This window comes from Rahnella sp. AN3-3W3, assembly GCF_003263545.1.
In the GTDB taxonomy this organism is placed as follows: Bacteria; Pseudomonadota; Gammaproteobacteria; order Enterobacterales; family Enterobacteriaceae; genus Rahnella; species Rahnella variigena.
This window is the reverse complement of the sequence record NZ_JYDG01000026.1, coordinates 31,177-46,945: the sequence shown is the minus strand read 5'-3', so window position 1 is coordinate 46,945 and position 15,769 is coordinate 31,177. Positions and strand designations below refer to the sequence as shown.

The window sequence follows — 15,769 nt, the reverse complement described above, 5'->3', positions numbered from 1 at the left end:
ACAGTTCATCAGCGATAACAGGAAGTATTACTTAATGATGATAACCCGCGGTTCTGATAGCAGAAATGGCTTATGCCAACAGATAATAACCTTACATTTCATAGTCATTAGATGAGGAAATTAGCCGGGTTAATCTGCGTATTGTTGCGCCAGATCAAATGATGTTACCGGTAACAATATTAAGGTTTCCTTGTACCTACCAAGAGCTGACAACAAGGAAAACAATTATGGCTACTGCAACTTTCTTTATCCCGTCCGTTAACGTTATTGGTTCTGGCGCGCTTAATGATGCGGCTACCGCTATCGCGCAGCATGGTTTCCGCCATGTCCTGATCGTCACGGATAAAGTGTTATTCGATATCGGCGTGGTTAAACAGGTTCAGGAATTACTGGCAAAAAGCGACGTGCAAAGCAGCGTTTATCATGGAACGAACCCTAACCCAACCACCCGCAATGTGCGTGAAGGGCTGGAGATCCTGAAAAAAGATGCCTGCGATTGCGTGATCTCACTTGGCGGCGGTTCACCGCATGACTGCGCCAAAGGTATCGCGTTGCTGGCCACTAACGGCGGCAACATCAATGATTACGAAGGCGTTGACCGTTCTGCTAAACCCCAGTTGCCGCTGATTTCTATCAACACGACTGCCGGTACGGCTTCAGAAATGACGCGTTTTTGCATCATTACCGATGAAGAACGCCATATCAAAATGGCTATCGTGGATAAAAACGTGACGCCGCTGATGTCAGTCAATGACCCGCATCTGATGGTCGGCATGCCAAAAGGGCTGACTGCTGCCACCGGGATGGATGCGCTGACCCACGCGATCGAAGCCTATGTATCCAGCGCGGCAAACCCGATAACGGATGCCTGTGCGCTGAAAGCGATTACCATGATTACCGACTCACTGCGCACTGCAGTGAAAGACGGTAAAAATATGCAGGCTCGCGAAGACATGGCTTACGCACAGTTTCTCGCCGGGATGGCATTTAACAATGCGTCGCTCGGTTATGTACACGCCATGGCGCACCAGTTAGGCGGGTTCTATAACTTGCCGCACGGTGTCTGTAATGCCGTCCTGCTGCCGTTTGTGCAGGAATACAACTCCCGCGTTGCCAGCCCGCGTCTGAAAGACGTTGCTGCCGCGATGCACATTGATGTTTCAGCGATGAGTGATGCCGAAGGTGCAAAAGCCTGTATCGATGCTATCCGTCAGCTGGCGCGTGATGTCGATATTCCTGCCGGATTACGCGACCTGAACGTGAAAGAAGAAGATTTTAATACACTGGCGACCAACGCCCTGAAAGATGCCTGCGCACTGACTAACCCGATTCAGGGTACGCATGCCGATGTGGTAGGGATTTTCAAAGCTGCGTTCTGATTACTAAAGAATATGCCCAAATAAAAACAGGCCAGAAATGGCCTGTTTTTTGTCTGAAACATCCTGCGGTATTTATTCCAGTTGCTGCAATTCGCCCTGCTTGCTGACACGAAAACGGTGCTCGCAAAAGAACAACAGCGGGTTGTCCTGTTTGCTGTCGCTGTAACCACTGTAAAGTTTCAGCGGTGAGCCAATCCGGCTTTCGAGCTGTACAACCTTTTCTTCACCGAGACAGCGCAGAGGCAGCACCCAGCCGCCTTTACCCCGCGCGATACGGCTGCCCACCAGACGTACCTGCGGTAAAAACAGCGATGCTTTATAAACCTGCTGCACCAGGTTCTCAGGAGAACCGGTGATCAGCCACACTTCGGTATCGTCGCTGTCCAGATATTCGCGCAACCGGCGTTGTACCACCGGAAACTCCACCACTTTTTCGCGAAACGCAGTCACGAATTGCAGCTCCAGCGCTTTCAGGCGTGCCTCACTGTGACCAAAGGTAATGGCCCACAGCAACAGACTCATCGGCCAGCGTGTTGCACGCCCCTGAAAGAATAGTCCTGCGCCAATCAGCGGCAATAAAGGCACCACCAGAACCAGGTTCTGCGGCATTTTTTTTAGCAAAAAACGCAGGAAGGTCCCGAACATATCCTGCTGATGCAGTGTTCCATCCAGGTCAAAAAAGACCACCCGTCGATCAGGCTTCGTACTCAATCCATTACTCCTCGGGATCGTTAAACCCCATCAGCCAGGTAAAAATAAAACCAGCTAATACCGTAATGACTAAACCGGCCAGATACAACATCACTTTGCCAGAAATAATGGTCAGCGCCAGCGGCAACCCGGAAATACCAAAAGTGATGACCGTAGCGACTTTCCAGTAACAGATTAGCGCGCCGCCCACGGCCCCGCCCAGACAGGCGCCAATAAATGGCCGGCCAAGCGGCAGCGTCACCCCGAAAATCAACGGTTCGCCGATGCCCAGTATTCCCACCGGCAGCGCACCTTTAATCACTTTTTTCAGCCGTGCGTTACGCGTTTTCATGTAAACCGCAATCGCCGCGCCGACCTGTCCGACACCCGCCATCGCCAGAATAGGCAACAGCGGATTGGAACCGTGCGCCTGAATAAGCTCTACGTGGATGGGCACCAGCCCCTGATGAAGCCCGGAAAGCACCAGCGGCAGAAAGGCTCCGGCCAGCACTGCACCCACAAGTAATCCGCCTTTGTCGATAGCAATATTGACGCCGTGCGCGATGCCGTCAGAGATATAACCGCCGATCGGCTGGAGGATAACAATTGCCAGCGTCGCAGTGATAAGCGTGGTGATCAGCGGATTTAGGATCAGTTCGACCGATTCAGGCAGCCACTGGCGCAGCCGTTTTTCGAGCCAGCACATCAGCGCGACGACCAGCAAGACGGCAATCACCCCGCCACGCCCCGGCTGTAATGTTTCGCCAAACAGCGTAATTTGCGCCAGCGCCGGACTGGAAAGGATCCCCGCCATCACGCCGCCCATTGCCTGTGAACCGCCAAACACGCGGGCAGCATTCACACCGACCAGAATATTCATGATGGCAAATACAGCGCCGCCGAATATCGCCAGCAGGCCGAGAATATTAGGATAATCAGTCGCAATGGAACCGGCGATATCAGGCCGTTTGAGCAGATTAATAATGCCCATAATCAGACCTGAAGCGATAAATGCCGGGATCAGCGGGATGAAAACATCCGCCAGTTTTCGCAGCGCGCCACTCATCGGCGCTGAGTATTTGGCTTTGGCACTGGCTTTGTTGCGGGCTATATCACTTTCACCCGCCGCACTGGCTGCTCCCGCAGGGCTCAGCAACAGGCGCATGGCGTCCACGACTTTGGCTGCTGCCCCCGGCCCGACGATAAACTGATGCTGCTCGCCCTGCCTGAGATAACCTTTAATCCCCTCCAGCGTTTTCAGGCTGGTCAGATCCAGGCGCGCATCGTCAAAAACTTCCACACGTACACGGGTCATGCAGTTTTCCAGCTTGCTGATATTCCCTTCGCCGCCCACACCCTGCAAAATCTTAGAAGCCAGCAGGTGAGTTTTATCCATTGCTGTCGCCATGCTTTTCTCCTGATTTAGCCCGCCAGCGCGGCACGAAGGTAGCCGTTATGTTGCTCCAGACGCGCTTTTGCCTGTGGTGCATCAATGCCCGCCAGTAACATGAGAATGGCCGGTTTCACTTCGAAATCAGTCTGAGAAAGCGCCAGTTCAGCATCACTGCGTGCCGCGCCGGTGGCTTCCACAACAATGCGGCAGGCACGATCGACCAGTTTGACGTTGGTCGCTTTCACGTCGACCATCAGGTTCTGATAGACCTTGCCGGTTTTCACCATCGCACCGGTAGAAATCATGTTCAGTACCAGTTTCTGCGCAGTACCGGATTTCAGACGAGTGGAACCGGTCAGCGCCTCGGGCCCGACAACGGGAGAAATGGCGATCGTCGCTTCCTGCGCAATCGGTGAATCCGGATTACAGGAAATCGCCACCGTGGCACAACCCAGTTCCGTGGCGTAGCGCAACGCGCCGATCACGTAAGGTGTGCGGCCGCTCGCCGCTAATCCGACAACGGTGTCATCCGCGCTCAGATGCAGATTCTTTAAATCTTCAACGCCCAGCGCTTCGCTGTCTTCGGCCCCTTCTACCGCTTTGAGTAGTGCACCGGGACCACCGGCAATCAGGCCGATAACTATGCCGTGCGGCACGCCGAACGTTGGCGGACATTCCGATGCATCGAGAACGCCCAGACGCCCGCTGGTCCCCGCGCCGAGATAAATCAGACGACCGCCCGCTTTAAATGAAGCCGCGGCTTTATCGATCGCCTGCGCTATTTGCGGCAGAACTTTACTGATGGCCTCAGGAACTTTGCGGTCTTCCTGATTGAAACAGGTGGCTAATTCCAGTGAAGACATTTCATCTAAGTTGATCGTATCCGGATTACGGCTCTCGGAAACGAGTGCGCCTAAGTTAAGGGGACTGTTCATGTTTTTCTCCTGAATTTTTAATTCAAATTTATTGCATAATACTTGAATATTTTATTCATCATTGCGAGGAATATTTGCTATTTTAGATAACATAATCCGCAAAACGTGACCTACGTATTCTGAGAAGCCGGGATAAGCCACCATGAGTTGTATGATCCGTATCCGCCAGTTGTATCCGACACTGGCACAAAATGACCGTAAACTGGCTGATTTTTTACTGGCTCAGCCGGAAAAAGCGCGTCATATGAGCTCACAAAAACTGGCCGAAATGGCGGGAGTCAGCCAGTCAGGCGTGGTGAAGTTCGCGCAAAAACTCGGTTATAAAGGCTTTCCTGCGCTGAAACTCGCCATGAGCGAATCCCTGGCATCCCCCAAAAACAGCGAACCTGTCACCGTACACAATCAGATCCTGAGCACCGACAGTCTGCACATTGTGGGCGAGAAACTACTGACAGAAAAACAATCGGCTTTGCGCGCAACGCTCGATATCAACAGCGAGCCCCGTTTGCAAATCGCATTGTCGATGCTGAGCAGTGCCCGAAAAATCATTCTGACGGGCATCGGGGCATCCGCACTGGTGGCTAAGGATCTGGCGTATAAGCTGTTGAAAATTGGCGTCACGGCCATCGCGGAGTCGGACACACATGTGCTGATTGCTACAGCTCAGGCGCTTTCAAAGGAAGATTTATTGCTGGCGATTTCGTTCAGCGGTGAACGCAGCGAAATCAATCTGGCGGCACGGGTTGCCCGGGAAAGTGGCGCTAAGGTACTGGCGATCACCGGGTTTTCACCCAATACCCTGCAACAACAGGCCGATCACTGTTTGTACACCGTCGCAGATTTACCTACCACACGCGGAGCCGCGCTGTCGGCCACAACGGCACAATATTCACTGACCGATCTGCTGTTTGTTGCGCTGGTTCAGCAGGATACCGAACATGCACCGGAGCGGATCCGCCACAGCGAAGAACTGGTCAAAAAGCTGGTTTGATCAGGATCATTCGGGGAGCGGAAAGGCACTGACGTAGATCCTGTGCCAGCGCAATTCTGCTATACTGCGCGCCCTGATAACTGAACGATATGAGAAAACGCCATGGCCCTGCTGATCACACACAAATGCATTAATTGCGATATGTGCGAACCGGAGTGCCCGAATCAGGCAATCTCGATGGGCAATGATATTTATGAAATTGACAGCGATCGTTGCACGGAATGTGTCGGTCATTACGACAAACCGACCTGTCAGAGTGTCTGCCCAATCGACAATACCATCATCATCAATCCGCAACACATCGAAACTAACGAACAGCTTTGGGATAAGTTTGTGGTATTGCATCACGCCGTTTAACTGACGGAATGATGCAACAAATCAGTTTTCAATAATAACCGTCGCACAGGCATAACGGCGCTCATCGGCAAGCGTGACATGTACCGATTTCACGCCCATTTCCGCCGCCATTTCTGCCGCGCGGGCATGAAAAACCAGCCCCGGCTTACCCAGCACATCATTGACGACTTCAAACTGCTCAAATGCCAGGCCGTTGCGGATACCGGTTCCCAGCGCTTTAGCTGCGGCTTCCTTCACGGCAAACCGCTTCGCCAGAAAACGAACCGGCTGCTGATGTTGCTGATAAACAGCCCATTCATTGGCGCATAAAATACGCTTCGCCAGCCGGTCGCCGCTGCGTTCAATCACTGCTTCGATACGGGAAATTTCAACAATATCCGTACCTAAACCTAAAATGCTCATTACCGGCGGGCTTCTCTCATCAGATTTTTCATTTCACGTACTGCACCGGATAAGCCGTCGATAACCGCCTGACCGATGATAGCGTGGCCGATATTCAGCTCATGCATTTCCGGCAGTGCCGCGATCGGCTGCACGTTATGATACGTCAGCCCGTGACCGGCGTTCACTTTCAAACCTTTGCCTGCTGCATAAGCCGCGCCCTGCTTAATACGTTCCAGCTCAGCCTGACGCTCAAGATCAGTCTTCGCTTCCGCATACGCACCGGTATGAATTTCGATGTAAGGCGCACCGACCGCGACAGCAGCATCAATCTGGCGCAAATCCGGGTCGATAAACAGGGAAACCAGAATGCCCGCTTCGCTCAGACGGGAAACGGCAACGGTCATTTTATCTATCTGACCGGCGACATCCAGACCGCCTTCGGTAGTCACTTCCTCGCGTTTTTCCGGCACCAGGCAGCAGAAATGCGGCAAAACTTCGCAGGCAATCCCGACCATTTCATCGGTGACAGCCATTTCGAGATTCATGCGGGTTTGGATAGTCTGACGCAGAAGGCGCACGTCGCGGTCGGTGATATGACGGCGATCCTCACGCAGGTGGACGGTGATCCCATCAGCACCAGCCTGTTCAGCGATGAATGCCGCCTGAACCGGATCAGGGTAAGCCGTACCGCGTGCATTACGCAGTGTCGCGATGTGATCAATGTTAACGCCCAACAGCAACTCAGCCATAACAGCTCCAGATTTGAGAATGAATTGATTTATGAGTGGATCAGAAAAGCTAATTTCTGCAGTTTACACCCTTGAGAGTAGCGACGTGTAGCCCGGAATCTGATTTAGCTGGAAGAATTGTCAGAAGGTGAGACAGGCTTTTTGACCTGAAACTGGCGAAATAGCTCACGACTTTTCAGGGGCTTGCCACCGAGATAGGGTTTCAGTGCCATGCGGGTAAAACGTTTTGCAGCACGCAGCGTGAAAACATCCGGAAAATCCCGGCTGGCCAGCGCTTTCAAATCACGCCCGGTAAAGCTGGAATTATCAATGACCAGACTGGCGATAAAGCCTTTTTCTTCACGATAGCGGTAGGTCATGGTGTCGCTGACTTCTTCGCCACTGCCCGCGCAATGCAGGAAATCCACGCCATAGCCCAAATGGTGTAAAAGCGAGAGTTCAAACTGACGCAAAGCGTACTCAGGCGAACCACTGGCGCTGGCAAGATTTTGCAGACAATTAAGATAGTCGAAGAATAACGAAGAGTAATTAGCTTCCTGCTCAAGTACGCGGGAAACGAGTTCATTGACGTACAGGCCGCTGTAAAGCATCAGACCTGAAAGGGGAAGTGCCAGAGAAACCGGCTCGGCATTGCGCAGGGTTTTGACTTCTCCCCGCCCGCTCCAGCGAACCAGTAAAGGCGTAAAAGGCTGCAGGCAGCCTTTTAAATTGGACCGGCGGCCACGCGCACCTTTAGCCAGTATGCGTACCCGCCCTTGTCCCTCAGTGAATAAATCCAGCATGAGACTGGTTTCACTGTAAGGTCGCCCATGCAAAACAAATGCGCGTTGCCAGCCTTCCATAGGCGCGGACCTTATAAGTCGTCTACATAACCCAGGCTACGCAGCGCACGTTCGTCGTCTGCCCAGCCGGATTTGACCTTAACCCACAACTCAAGATGGACTTTCGCTTCAAACATGTTTTCCATGTCCTGGCGGGCTTCAATGCCAATCGTCTTGATTTTAGAGCCTTTGTTGCCGATAACCATTTTCTTCTGGCCTTCGCGTTCTACCAGAATCAGGCCATTGATATCGTAACCGCCGCGTTCATTGCTGACGAAGCGTTCGATTTCTACGGTCACGGAATACGGCAATTCTTCGCCGAGGAAACGCATCAGTTTTTCACGGATGATTTCAGAGGCCATGAAGCGCTGTGAACGGTCAGTGATGTAATCTTCCGGGAAGTGGTGAACCGCTTCCGGCAGACGTTTGCGCACCAGAGCTGCAATGGTATCCACGTTGGTGCCTTTCTCTGCTGAGATAGGCACGATATCAACGAAGTTCATCTGCTCACTCAGGAATTGCAAATGTGGCAGCAATTTAGACTTATCGGTGACGTTATCAATCTTATTGATTGCCAGCAGAACCGGTGATTTCAAATCACGCAGTTTGTTGACCACCATTTCGTCATCCGGAGTCCAGTGAGTGCCTTCAACCACGAAGATCACCAGTTCTACATCACCAATCGAGCTGCTTGCAGCGCGGTTCATCAGACGGTTAATGGCACGTTTTTCTTCGATGTGCAGCCCCGGGGTGTCCACGTAGATAGCCTGGTATGGCCCTTCGGTGTGGATACCCATGATGCGGTGACGCGTAGTTTGCGGTTTGCGGGAAGTAATGGAGATTTTCTGCCCCAATAATTCATTCAGCAAGGTAGATTTACCGACGTTAGGACGGCCTACGATTGCAACAAAACCACAGTAATTCTTTTCTTCGCTCATTCAAGCTCCAGCTGTATCAGCGCTTGTTCCGCTGCCGCCTGCTCGGCTTTACGGCGGCTTGAACCGGTTCCTACAACCGGCTGGTTCAAGCCACTGACCTGGCAGTGGATGGTAAACTCCTGATCGTGCGCTTCACCGCGAACCTGCACAACCAGATAAGAAGGCAACGGCAGATGACGACCTTGCAAAAACTCCTGTAAACGGGTTTTTGGGTCTTTCTGCTTATCACCGGGACTGATTTCGTCTAAACGACTACGGTACCAATCGAGAATCAGCTTTTCGACGGTCTGGATATCACTGTCCAGGAACACGCCGCCAATGAGTGCCTCCACCGTATCCGCAAGAATCGACTCGCGGCGGAAACCACCACTTTTCAATTCGCCCGGCCCTAAGCGTAAGCATTCGCCGAGATCGAATTCACGTGCCATTTCAGCTAACGTATTTCCACGTACCAGCGTGGCACGCATACGACTCATATCGCCCTCGTCTACACGAGGAAAGCGATGGTACAGCGCGTTAGCTATTACATAACTAAGAATTGAGTCACCCAGGAACTCTAAACGCTCATTGTGTTTACTGCTTGCGCTGCGGTGAGTCAGTGCCTGCAATAAAAGCTCCTGCTGTTGAAAAGTGTAGCCCAGCTTCCGCTGAAGCCTGTTTATTACGATGGGATTCATGAGTTACCAATAGATCAAGAATGCGTCAAAAACTTCAGCATACGGAACAGGCCTGCTTCGCCCTAAGCCAATCCAAAGCTGTTTCGTTTGCAGTGGCTCCTCCTGTTCGTTTTAAATAAAAACGTAAAATCAGGGGAGCCAACTTTTATCGCCCGAAAGGATATTCTACAACGAGTGGAAATATAATGCTGCGCTAACGGGCACCATTAATTAATGAATTCCACCGATACGGCTTAAACGAACACCGGTAGGCCATTCACCTTCCTGTTTTTTAAAGCTCATCCAAATTGCAGACGCTTTACCCACTAAATTCTTTTCAGGTACAAAGCCCCAATAACGGCTGTCAGCGCTGTTATCACGGTTATCGCCCATCATGAAATAATGGCCGGCAGGAACGACCCATGTCCCCAGCGGTTGGCCCGGTTGCTGATAATACGCACCCAGTTGGTCACGCGCGCCCGGCACAGTCAGAATACGATGCGTGACATTCCCCAGCGTTTCATTACGCTGAACAAGACGGACACCGTCTTGCGGAACATTGCCTGTCGGTGGCGTTTCAAAGAAACCACTGCTGGCTTCGCCACCAGAAGACTGACCGAAAGTCTGCACGAAATCGCTGGCAACGCCGGTGTCATAAGTCACCGCCAGCGCCGTGTTGCAATTTTTGCCGCTGTCGCAGGCTGGCTGAACGGTCACCTGCTTGCTGAACGGATCGTAAGTCACCCGGTCGCCTGGCAAACCGACCAGACGTTTAATATAGTCCACGCTTGGATTGAGCGGATATTTAAATACCACCACATCGCCGCGTTTTGGTTCACCGGTCGGGATAAGCTTGGTCTGGGTAATAGGATCCTTCAGACCATAAGCATATTTCTCAACCACAATGAAATCGCCAATAAGCAGCGTTGGCATCATAGAGCCAGATGGGATCTGGAACGGTTCATAAATAAATGAACGCACCACAAACACAACTAACAATACCGGGAATACAGAAGCACAGGTTTCCACCCAGCCTGGCTGCTTCGCGACTTTGCTCAGCGTTGTATCGTCAACCGCCCCGCCCGTTTCAGCCTTAATTTTCGCAATTTTAGCCCGGCGTGCAGGTGCCAGCTTGAAACGATCAAGGCACCAGATAATCCCTGAAACCAGCGTTGCAATCGCCAGGATCAAGGCAAACATGTTAGCCATGCATACTCCCTACAACTCAATGAGGATTTATTTGCTTTCTTTACCCACGTGAAGAATGGCCAGGAACGCTTCCTGCGGTAACTCAACGTTACCCACTTGTTTCATGCGTTTCTTACCGTCTTTCTGCTTCTGCAGAAGTTTCTTCTTACGGCTGACGTCACCGCCATAACATTTGGCGAGAACGTTTTTACGTAATTGCTTCACGGTGGAACGGGCAATGATGTGAGCACCAATTGCCGCCTGAATAGCAATGTCGAACTGCTGACGCGGGATCAGTTCCTGCATCTTCTCAACCAGCTGGCGTCCACGGAACTGTGAATTGCCACGGTGAGTAATCAGTGCCAGTGCATCCACACGGTCGCCGTTGATTAGAACATCAACACGTACCATGTCAGAAGCCTGAAAACGTTTGAAATTGTAATCGAGGGACGCATAGCCGCGCGATGTTGATTTCAGACGGTCGAAGAAATCGAGGACTACTTCAGCCATCGGAATTTCATACGTCAGCGCAACCTGATTGCCGTGATAGACCATATTGGTCTGCACGCCACGTTTCTCAATACACAAGGTGATCACGCTGCCCAGATATTCCTGCGGCATCAGCATGTGACACTCGGCAATTGGCTCGCGTAATTCCAGAATGTTATTCAGCGCCGGAAGTTTAGACGGGCTGTCGACATAAATGGTTTCGTTGCCGGTGGTCAGAACTTCGTACACAACGGTTGGTGCCGTAGTGATCAAGTCCAGATCGTATTCACGTTCCAGACGTTCCTGAATGATTTCCATGTGCAGCAGACCGAGGAAACCACAACGGAAACCAAAGCCCAGCGCGGTAGAACTTTCCGGTTCATAGAACAGGGAAGCATCGTTGAGGCTCAATTTGCCTAACGCATCACGGAAGTTTTCATAGTCATCGGAACTGACCGGGAACAGACCGGCATATACCTGAGGTTTCACTTTCTTGAAACCAGGCAAAGCCTTTTCTGCAGGCTGACGAGCCAGCGTCAGGGTATCGCCCACTGGTGCGCCAAGGATGTCTTTGATCGCACAAACCAGCCAGCCTACTTCGCCGCAGTTCAGAATGTCTTTATCAACACGTTTAGGCGTGAAGATACCCAGACGATCGGCGTTATACACCTGTCCGGTACTCATTACTTTGATTTTGTCGCCCTTTCTCATGGTGCCGTTTTTGATACGCACCAGAGAAACAACGCCAAGATAGTTGTCGAACCAGGAGTCGATGATCAGTGCCTGCAATGGCGCATCAGGATCACCTTCCGGTGGCGGAACATCACGCACCAGACGCTCCAGAACTTCAGGCACACCCACACCGGTTTTAGCTGAACAACGGACTGCATCCGTCGCATCAATTCCCACGATGTCTTCGATTTCCTGAGCTGCGCGGTCAGGATCAGCAGCAGGCAAATCGATTTTGTTCAGAACCGGAACTACTTCCAGATCCATTTCCATCGCGGTGTAGCAGTTCGCCAGCGTCTGCGCTTCTACGCCCTGCCCCGCATCCACGACCAGCAATGCGCCTTCACAAGCGGCCAGTGATCGGGAAACTTCGTAGGAGAAGTCGACATGTCCGGGAGTATCGATAAAGTTCAGGTGGTAAACCTGCCCATCTTTCGCTTTGTAATCGAGCGTCACGCTTTGCGCTTTGATGGTGATACCGCGCTCGCGCTCAAGATCCATAGAATCGAGAACCTGCGCTTCCATTTCACGATCGGACAAGCCGCCGCAAATTTGAATAATACGGTCTGACAGCGTCGACTTACCGTGGTCAATGTGGGCAATAATGGAGAAATTTCGTATATGCTTCATTATAAAAGTTTTTCTACCTTGGTATTTCTGAATCATTCGCCATGAACATACAGCGACGGTTTGTAGGTTGGCTGTCTTTCGCCTAAGTCGCAGCATTCTACATGCCAGCACCGTGAAAACCTAGTCTCGGTACATCCTAACTCCAGATTATGCGTGCTTTTTCTGAAGGAAATCCTCACATTTTCATTTGTTTTCATTCCCGGACTGTTCTTTCAGCGTCGCCCTGACTTTTTTTGGGCATTTCGTCTGTGTTTTTTAGACTCAGGCAGGTTTTAGGAAAATGCCCATATACAAAAACGCACTTGAACACCTAATATATTGTTATAAAAGAAATTACATTATTCCAATTCACAAAGTTTTAATTCTCATTCTTCCTATTCATTCGTTTTTTATTATTAATTCAATCCGGTCACAAGGTTATCAATATGATCAATGAAGGGCGGCTGCTCAGTCAGCATGGCTTTGCCAAAGCCAACTCTTGGATCACTCTGGTCCTTTCAGTGCTTTTGCTGGTGGGCGGTGCCGTACAAATCGCTTTTTTCCTCGCCTTCGGCCATACCGCTGACGGGCTGCATAGCGTGGTGGTATCTGCCTTGCTGAGCATTGCGCTCGGTGTCGTACTTATTTTACTAAGACGTTTGATTCGACCGAATCAGGTGTATCAGCTTCATGAAAATGGTATTTTGGTTATAAGCCAGCTAGATAAAAAGAACCGATTTATTCCGTTCGACAGAATCTCGGATATATACCGTTTCAGAACGGGTAAATATACACGCCGCATTTTAAATACGATGATGTTCCGTGAGGAAAATAGCAAAACATGGCACCGGATCACGCCGAACATTGCTAATTCAGAACGGCTGATTGATGTTATTAAGAATGAACAACTGATGTTCCGTGGCCCCTGGGCTTTGAATACGCTGGCGCAGGGCGGAGACATTCTTTTTACCAGCATGGTAAATTCGCACTGCGGACTGAAACGGTTTATCGGCTCTAACCTTCTGACAATGAACGAGAAAAGGATCCGGCTGAGTGCATTAATGCTGACCACCGATGAAGGGAAGACAATACCCGTTCAAGACATTCAGTTTATCAGCGGCGGGAGCAACAGCCCGTTAATCAGATTGCTTGATAAACACGGTCGGATTTTGTTCTCTGTTGCCTATACTTCACTCTCCAGTGCCGATCTTTTCATCGCCCTGATTGAGCATATGATTCAGAACCGTATCCCGGTCAGAAACTAAAAATGCCACTGGCTCGTCTGAGTCAGTGGCATTTGTTTTCGCATCGTTCCGGGTAGCACGAAAGAAGTCACATATTACGAAGGAAGCTCGTTATCCGCAGAATAACGGAATGCGTTCGGCGGTAATCCCACCTGCAAAACCACCGGCTGATAGCCCGATTTACCGTCGACTTTTGCCGCCAGTGCTTTGGCGATGATAAAGCCCAGACCGCCGCCCAGCGCGGCACCGATCACTGCGTACATGTCTGCTTTAAACAGAGCCTGCAGTATTCCGCCTCCGGCAATCACCCCAAACAGCGGTGTCATATAGACCAGAAATGCAGAGCGTAGCAAACTGCCCTCAGGTATTCCCAGTTCAACTTTTTGCCCCGGTTCCAGGGGCTCAGCAAAACTGACCTGAAGATTATGGCCAGTCTGTGGTCCCAGTTCATTCAGCACCCGGGCACCACAACCTGAACGCGAATGGCAGCTACTGCAACCCGACTGCGTTTCACAGCGCAGTGATGCAATACCGTTTTGCCACGACACCACAGTGGCCCATTCTTTCATCATAAAATCACCCGGATTTATTTAGCCAAAAGTCATTTGGCAGAGAAAACAATGCTTTCAGCAATACGTTTTGCTGTGGAAGGCGGCAATTCACCGACGACAGTAATCTCATTACCGTTACGAACTTCCGTTTGTACGGTTCTTCGCCCTTGTCTGATTAACTGCTCAGAGGGGCCGTTAGTGGTAGCACAGATATTGACAGAGAAGCTGAACAATCCGTCAGTATACAAACGGGATTCTATCGTGACTGGCATATTTGGCAAGCTTCTGCGACTGCTCGCCACTTCAGCTACCCCCGCCGGAAGCCATTTCACTTGCCATCCAAACTTAATCGGCTCAGAAGCAGGTAACGAAAGTACCGGCGGCAGATTTGCTTTCTCAAGATCAGCAAGAGCCACTATGACTTGATTACCATCATCAAAGCTGATGACCCTGAACTGTTCCAGCGTTTCGCCATCGCGATCTAATAAATCCACACGCATTGGCAACTTAGTCTGCTCATCAATCCAGATAACATAGCTGAACCTTGTGCCATCACGCGAAACCACGCGGATCACCTGGCTCAGACGGTCTGCGGCACGCGCGCGACCTACGGCGATGAAATCATAGTATTTTGACAGCTGGGAAAAATCGCTGAATACAATGGAGGGCAGGGAATCAACAATATGATCGCCATCCAGAGTAAAAGGCTGAAGCCCGGTCTCGAAGTAGCTGATGTCTTTTCCGCGCTGGACAATTTCACGGCGCGGACCATCCATCAGTACCAGTTGAGCCAGCGAGGATTGATTAGAAACAGCATGACGATAGCGAAAGGAATCTATCCCTTGCTTCGTGATGTTGATAAAACCCATTTCATAATTCAGCGACTGACTGGCTTTACCCATCCCTTGTAATAACGCCTCGGAAGTGGGATCTGCCGAGGCGATACTTGGAGTAAGCAGGCTGCCCGTCACTAAACAAGCGGCAAACCAAAATTGCTTCATTACTGCGTTTGCGTTCCTAAAGACTGAGTTCCTGGGACCTGAACAGCGGCTTGCTGTGGAGTGACAGGTTCGAGCTGAAGTTGCTCAGAATGCAAGCGGCGTTGCAGTTCGTAATCCTGCAACATAGCATTGATACGCTTACGTTGCTCCTGCACATTTTGTTGCCCGCTGGTGGTATTGCCTTCATTTGGCACGCCGAAGCTGACCGGAGAGGCTTTACCCATCATTGGCAAAGTATTAAATGCTGGCGTTTCCGGAGAAGCGCCAGATGCGTCAGGCTGGTTATAGTGCTGCACACCGACAATCACAGCCAGCGATACGCAAGCAGCTACGCCAACCTGAGTCAGCTGGCTCGCCCAAGGGCGCACCTTCTGCCAGAAAGGCATTTTTTGCCAGGTATGAGGCTGAGGCTGCGATTCTGTTGCGGAACCCGGCACCAGTTTAACCGGCTCGTTTGCCAGCGCTGCGGCCACACGGTCTGCGATATCCAGATGCACCACATTCCCAATATCACCGCGTAAGGTATCGCGGATCAAATGATAACTCTGCCAGTCTTGCTGAAGCTTGGAATCTGTTGATAAAGAACTCAACAGTTCAGAATCAATGGCTTCACCATCCATCAGAGCGGAAAGCTTTTCTTTCTGCATGCCTAAGTACCCTTCCTG

General features: G+C 51.1%; 17 protein-coding genes. 4 read left to right on the top strand and 13 right to left on the bottom strand.

Annotated features, from left to right (window positions below; all coding sequences use genetic code 11):
- Positions 1 to 227: 227 nt before the first annotated feature.
- Positions 228 to 1,379: an L-threonine dehydrogenase gene (gene yiaY, locus UC15_RS09410; protein ID WP_112288196.1), complete on the top strand. Its 1,152-nt coding sequence runs from the start codon at positions 228 to 230 to the stop codon at positions 1,377 to 1,379.
- A gap of 72 nt (positions 1,380 to 1,451) precedes the next feature.
- Here yiaY and yfhb read toward each other — a convergent pair whose 3' ends face one another.
- From yfhb to murQ, 3 genes are read right to left on the bottom strand one after another with little or no spacing between them, the layout of a single operon-like run.
- On the bottom strand, positions 1,452 to 2,090 hold the full coding sequence (yfhb, locus tag UC15_RS09405; RefSeq protein ID WP_112288195.1) for a phosphatidylglycerophosphatase C: 639 nt from the start codon (positions 2,088 to 2,090) through the stop codon (positions 1,452 to 1,454).
- A gap of 4 nt (positions 2,091 to 2,094) precedes the next feature.
- The gene (locus UC15_RS09400) at positions 2,095 to 3,465 is read right to left on the bottom strand and encodes a PTS transporter subunit EIIC (protein ID WP_112288218.1); all 1,371 of its coding nucleotides are present in this window, start codon (positions 3,463 to 3,465) and stop codon (positions 2,095 to 2,097) included.
- 26 nt (positions 3,466 to 3,491) lie between these two features.
- A complete protein-coding gene (gene murQ / locus UC15_RS09395) occupies positions 3,492 to 4,397 on the bottom strand; it encodes an N-acetylmuramic acid 6-phosphate etherase (RefSeq protein WP_112288194.1) in 906 nt (301 codons plus the stop codon).
- A gap of 142 nt (positions 4,398 to 4,539) precedes the next feature.
- Between murQ and UC15_RS09390 the strand changes: the two genes are divergently transcribed.
- Both UC15_RS09390 and UC15_RS09385 read left to right on the top strand, forming a co-directional pair.
- Positions 4,540 to 5,388, top strand: coding sequence for a MurR/RpiR family transcriptional regulator (locus tag UC15_RS09390; RefSeq protein WP_112288193.1), 849 nt, complete (start codon positions 4,540 to 4,542; stop codon positions 5,386 to 5,388).
- Between the two features lie 102 nt (positions 5,389 to 5,490).
- Positions 5,491 to 5,745: a YfhL family 4Fe-4S dicluster ferredoxin gene (locus UC15_RS09385; RefSeq protein WP_112288192.1), complete on the top strand. Its 255-nt coding sequence runs from the start codon at positions 5,491 to 5,493 to the stop codon at positions 5,743 to 5,745.
- 21 nt (positions 5,746 to 5,766) lie between these two features.
- Here the strand turns inward: UC15_RS09385 and acpS are convergent, their stop codons facing one another.
- The 7 genes from acpS to lepA all read right to left on the bottom strand — a co-directional run bounded on the left by acpS (position 5,767) and on the right by lepA (position 12,329).
- A complete protein-coding gene (gene acpS, locus UC15_RS09380) occupies positions 5,767 to 6,147 on the bottom strand; it encodes a holo-ACP synthase (RefSeq protein WP_112288191.1) in 381 nt (126 codons plus the stop codon).
- Entirely contained in the window at positions 6,147 to 6,878 is a 732-nt protein-coding gene (pdxJ, locus tag UC15_RS09375) for a pyridoxine 5'-phosphate synthase (RefSeq protein ID WP_112288190.1), read from the bottom strand. Before pdxJ ends, acpS begins: the two co-directional genes overlap by 1 nt.
- A 104-nt stretch (positions 6,879 to 6,982) precedes the next feature.
- Entirely contained in the window at positions 6,983 to 7,720 is a 738-nt protein-coding gene (gene recO / locus UC15_RS09370; protein WP_112288189.1) for a DNA repair protein RecO, read from the bottom strand.
- Positions 7,721 to 7,731: 11 nt separating this feature from the next.
- Positions 7,732 to 8,637, bottom strand: a complete 906-nt coding sequence (gene era, locus UC15_RS09365) for a GTPase Era (protein ID WP_112288188.1) — start codon at positions 8,635 to 8,637, stop codon at positions 7,732 to 7,734.
- The gene (gene rnc, locus UC15_RS09360) at positions 8,634 to 9,314 is read right to left on the bottom strand and encodes a ribonuclease III (protein ID WP_013576719.1); all 681 of its coding nucleotides are present in this window, start codon (positions 9,312 to 9,314) and stop codon (positions 8,634 to 8,636) included. Before rnc ends, era begins: the two co-directional genes overlap by 4 nt.
- Positions 9,315 to 9,524: 210 nt before the next feature.
- The gene (lepB, locus tag UC15_RS09355) at positions 9,525 to 10,502 is read right to left on the bottom strand and encodes a signal peptidase I (protein WP_112288187.1); all 978 of its coding nucleotides are present in this window, start codon (positions 10,500 to 10,502) and stop codon (positions 9,525 to 9,527) included.
- 27 nt (positions 10,503 to 10,529) lie between these two features.
- On the bottom strand, positions 10,530 to 12,329 hold the full coding sequence (lepA, locus tag UC15_RS09350; RefSeq protein WP_112288186.1) for a translation elongation factor 4: 1,800 nt from the start codon (positions 12,327 to 12,329) through the stop codon (positions 10,530 to 10,532).
- A 425-nt stretch (positions 12,330 to 12,754) separates the two neighbouring features.
- Between lepA and UC15_RS09345 the strand changes: the two genes are divergently transcribed.
- Positions 12,755 to 13,573 carry a DUF6585 family protein gene (locus UC15_RS09345; protein WP_112288185.1) on the top strand — a complete coding sequence of 273 codons (819 nt, stop codon included), beginning with the start codon at positions 12,755 to 12,757 and terminating at the stop codon, positions 13,571 to 13,573.
- 74 nt (positions 13,574 to 13,647) lie between these two features.
- Here the strand turns inward: UC15_RS09345 and rseC are convergent, their stop codons facing one another.
- From rseC to rseA, 3 genes are read right to left on the bottom strand one after another with little or no spacing between them, the layout of a single operon-like run.
- Positions 13,648 to 14,124 (bottom strand): SoxR-reducing system protein RseC, encoded by a 477-nt coding sequence (gene rseC / locus UC15_RS09340; protein ID WP_112288184.1) that lies wholly within the window; start codon positions 14,122 to 14,124, stop codon positions 13,648 to 13,650.
- A 29-nt stretch (positions 14,125 to 14,153) separates the two neighbouring features.
- The gene (rseB, locus tag UC15_RS09335; RefSeq protein ID WP_112288183.1) at positions 14,154 to 15,104 is read right to left on the bottom strand and encodes a sigma-E factor regulatory protein RseB; all 951 of its coding nucleotides are present in this window, start codon (positions 15,102 to 15,104) and stop codon (positions 14,154 to 14,156) included.
- Positions 15,104 to 15,751, bottom strand: coding sequence for an anti-sigma-E factor RseA (gene rseA / locus UC15_RS09330; protein WP_112288182.1), 648 nt, complete (start codon positions 15,749 to 15,751; stop codon positions 15,104 to 15,106). Before rseA ends, rseB begins: the two co-directional genes overlap by 1 nt.
- Between the last annotated feature and the right edge of the window lie 18 nt (positions 15,752 to 15,769).

Coding starts and splice junctions, on each gene's coding strand:
- lepB (WP_112288187.1), bottom strand. CDS start 10,502: ATGGCTAACATGTTTGCCTTGATCCTGGCGATTGCAACGCTGGTTTCA.
- rseC (WP_112288184.1), bottom strand. CDS start 14,124: ATGATGAAAGAATGGGCCACTGTGGTGTCGTGGCAAAACGGTATTGCA.
- UC15_RS09385 (WP_112288192.1), top strand. CDS start 5,491: ATGGCCCTGCTGATCACACACAAATGCATTAATTGCGATATGTGCGAA.
- lepA (WP_112288186.1), bottom strand. CDS start 12,329: ATGAAGCATATACGAAATTTCTCCATTATTGCCCACATTGACCACGGT.
- era (WP_112288188.1), bottom strand. CDS start 8,637: ATGAGCGAAGAAAAGAATTACTGTGGTTTTGTTGCAATCGTAGGCCGT.
- pdxJ (WP_112288190.1), bottom strand. CDS start 6,878: ATGGCTGAGTTGCTGTTGGGCGTTAACATTGATCACATCGCGACACTG.
- recO (WP_112288189.1), bottom strand. CDS start 7,720: ATGGAAGGCTGGCAACGCGCATTTGTTTTGCATGGGCGACCTTACAGT.
- UC15_RS09345 (WP_112288185.1), top strand. CDS start 12,755: ATGATCAATGAAGGGCGGCTGCTCAGTCAGCATGGCTTTGCCAAAGCC.
- UC15_RS09390 (WP_112288193.1), top strand. CDS start 4,540: ATGAGTTGTATGATCCGTATCCGCCAGTTGTATCCGACACTGGCACAA.
- rseB (WP_112288183.1), bottom strand. CDS start 15,104: ATGAAGCAATTTTGGTTTGCCGCTTGTTTAGTGACGGGCAGCCTGCTT.
- yiaY (WP_112288196.1), top strand. CDS start 228: ATGGCTACTGCAACTTTCTTTATCCCGTCCGTTAACGTTATTGGTTCT.
- murQ (WP_112288194.1), bottom strand. CDS start 4,397: ATGAACAGTCCCCTTAACTTAGGCGCACTCGTTTCCGAGAGCCGTAAT.
- UC15_RS09400 (WP_112288218.1), bottom strand. CDS start 3,465: ATGGATAAAACTCACCTGCTGGCTTCTAAGATTTTGCAGGGTGTGGGC.
- rnc (WP_013576719.1), bottom strand. CDS start 9,314: ATGAATCCCATCGTAATAAACAGGCTTCAGCGGAAGCTGGGCTACACT.
- rseA (WP_112288182.1), bottom strand. CDS start 15,751: ATGCAGAAAGAAAAGCTTTCCGCTCTGATGGATGGTGAAGCCATTGAT.
- acpS (WP_112288191.1), bottom strand. CDS start 6,147: ATGAGCATTTTAGGTTTAGGTACGGATATTGTTGAAATTTCCCGTATC.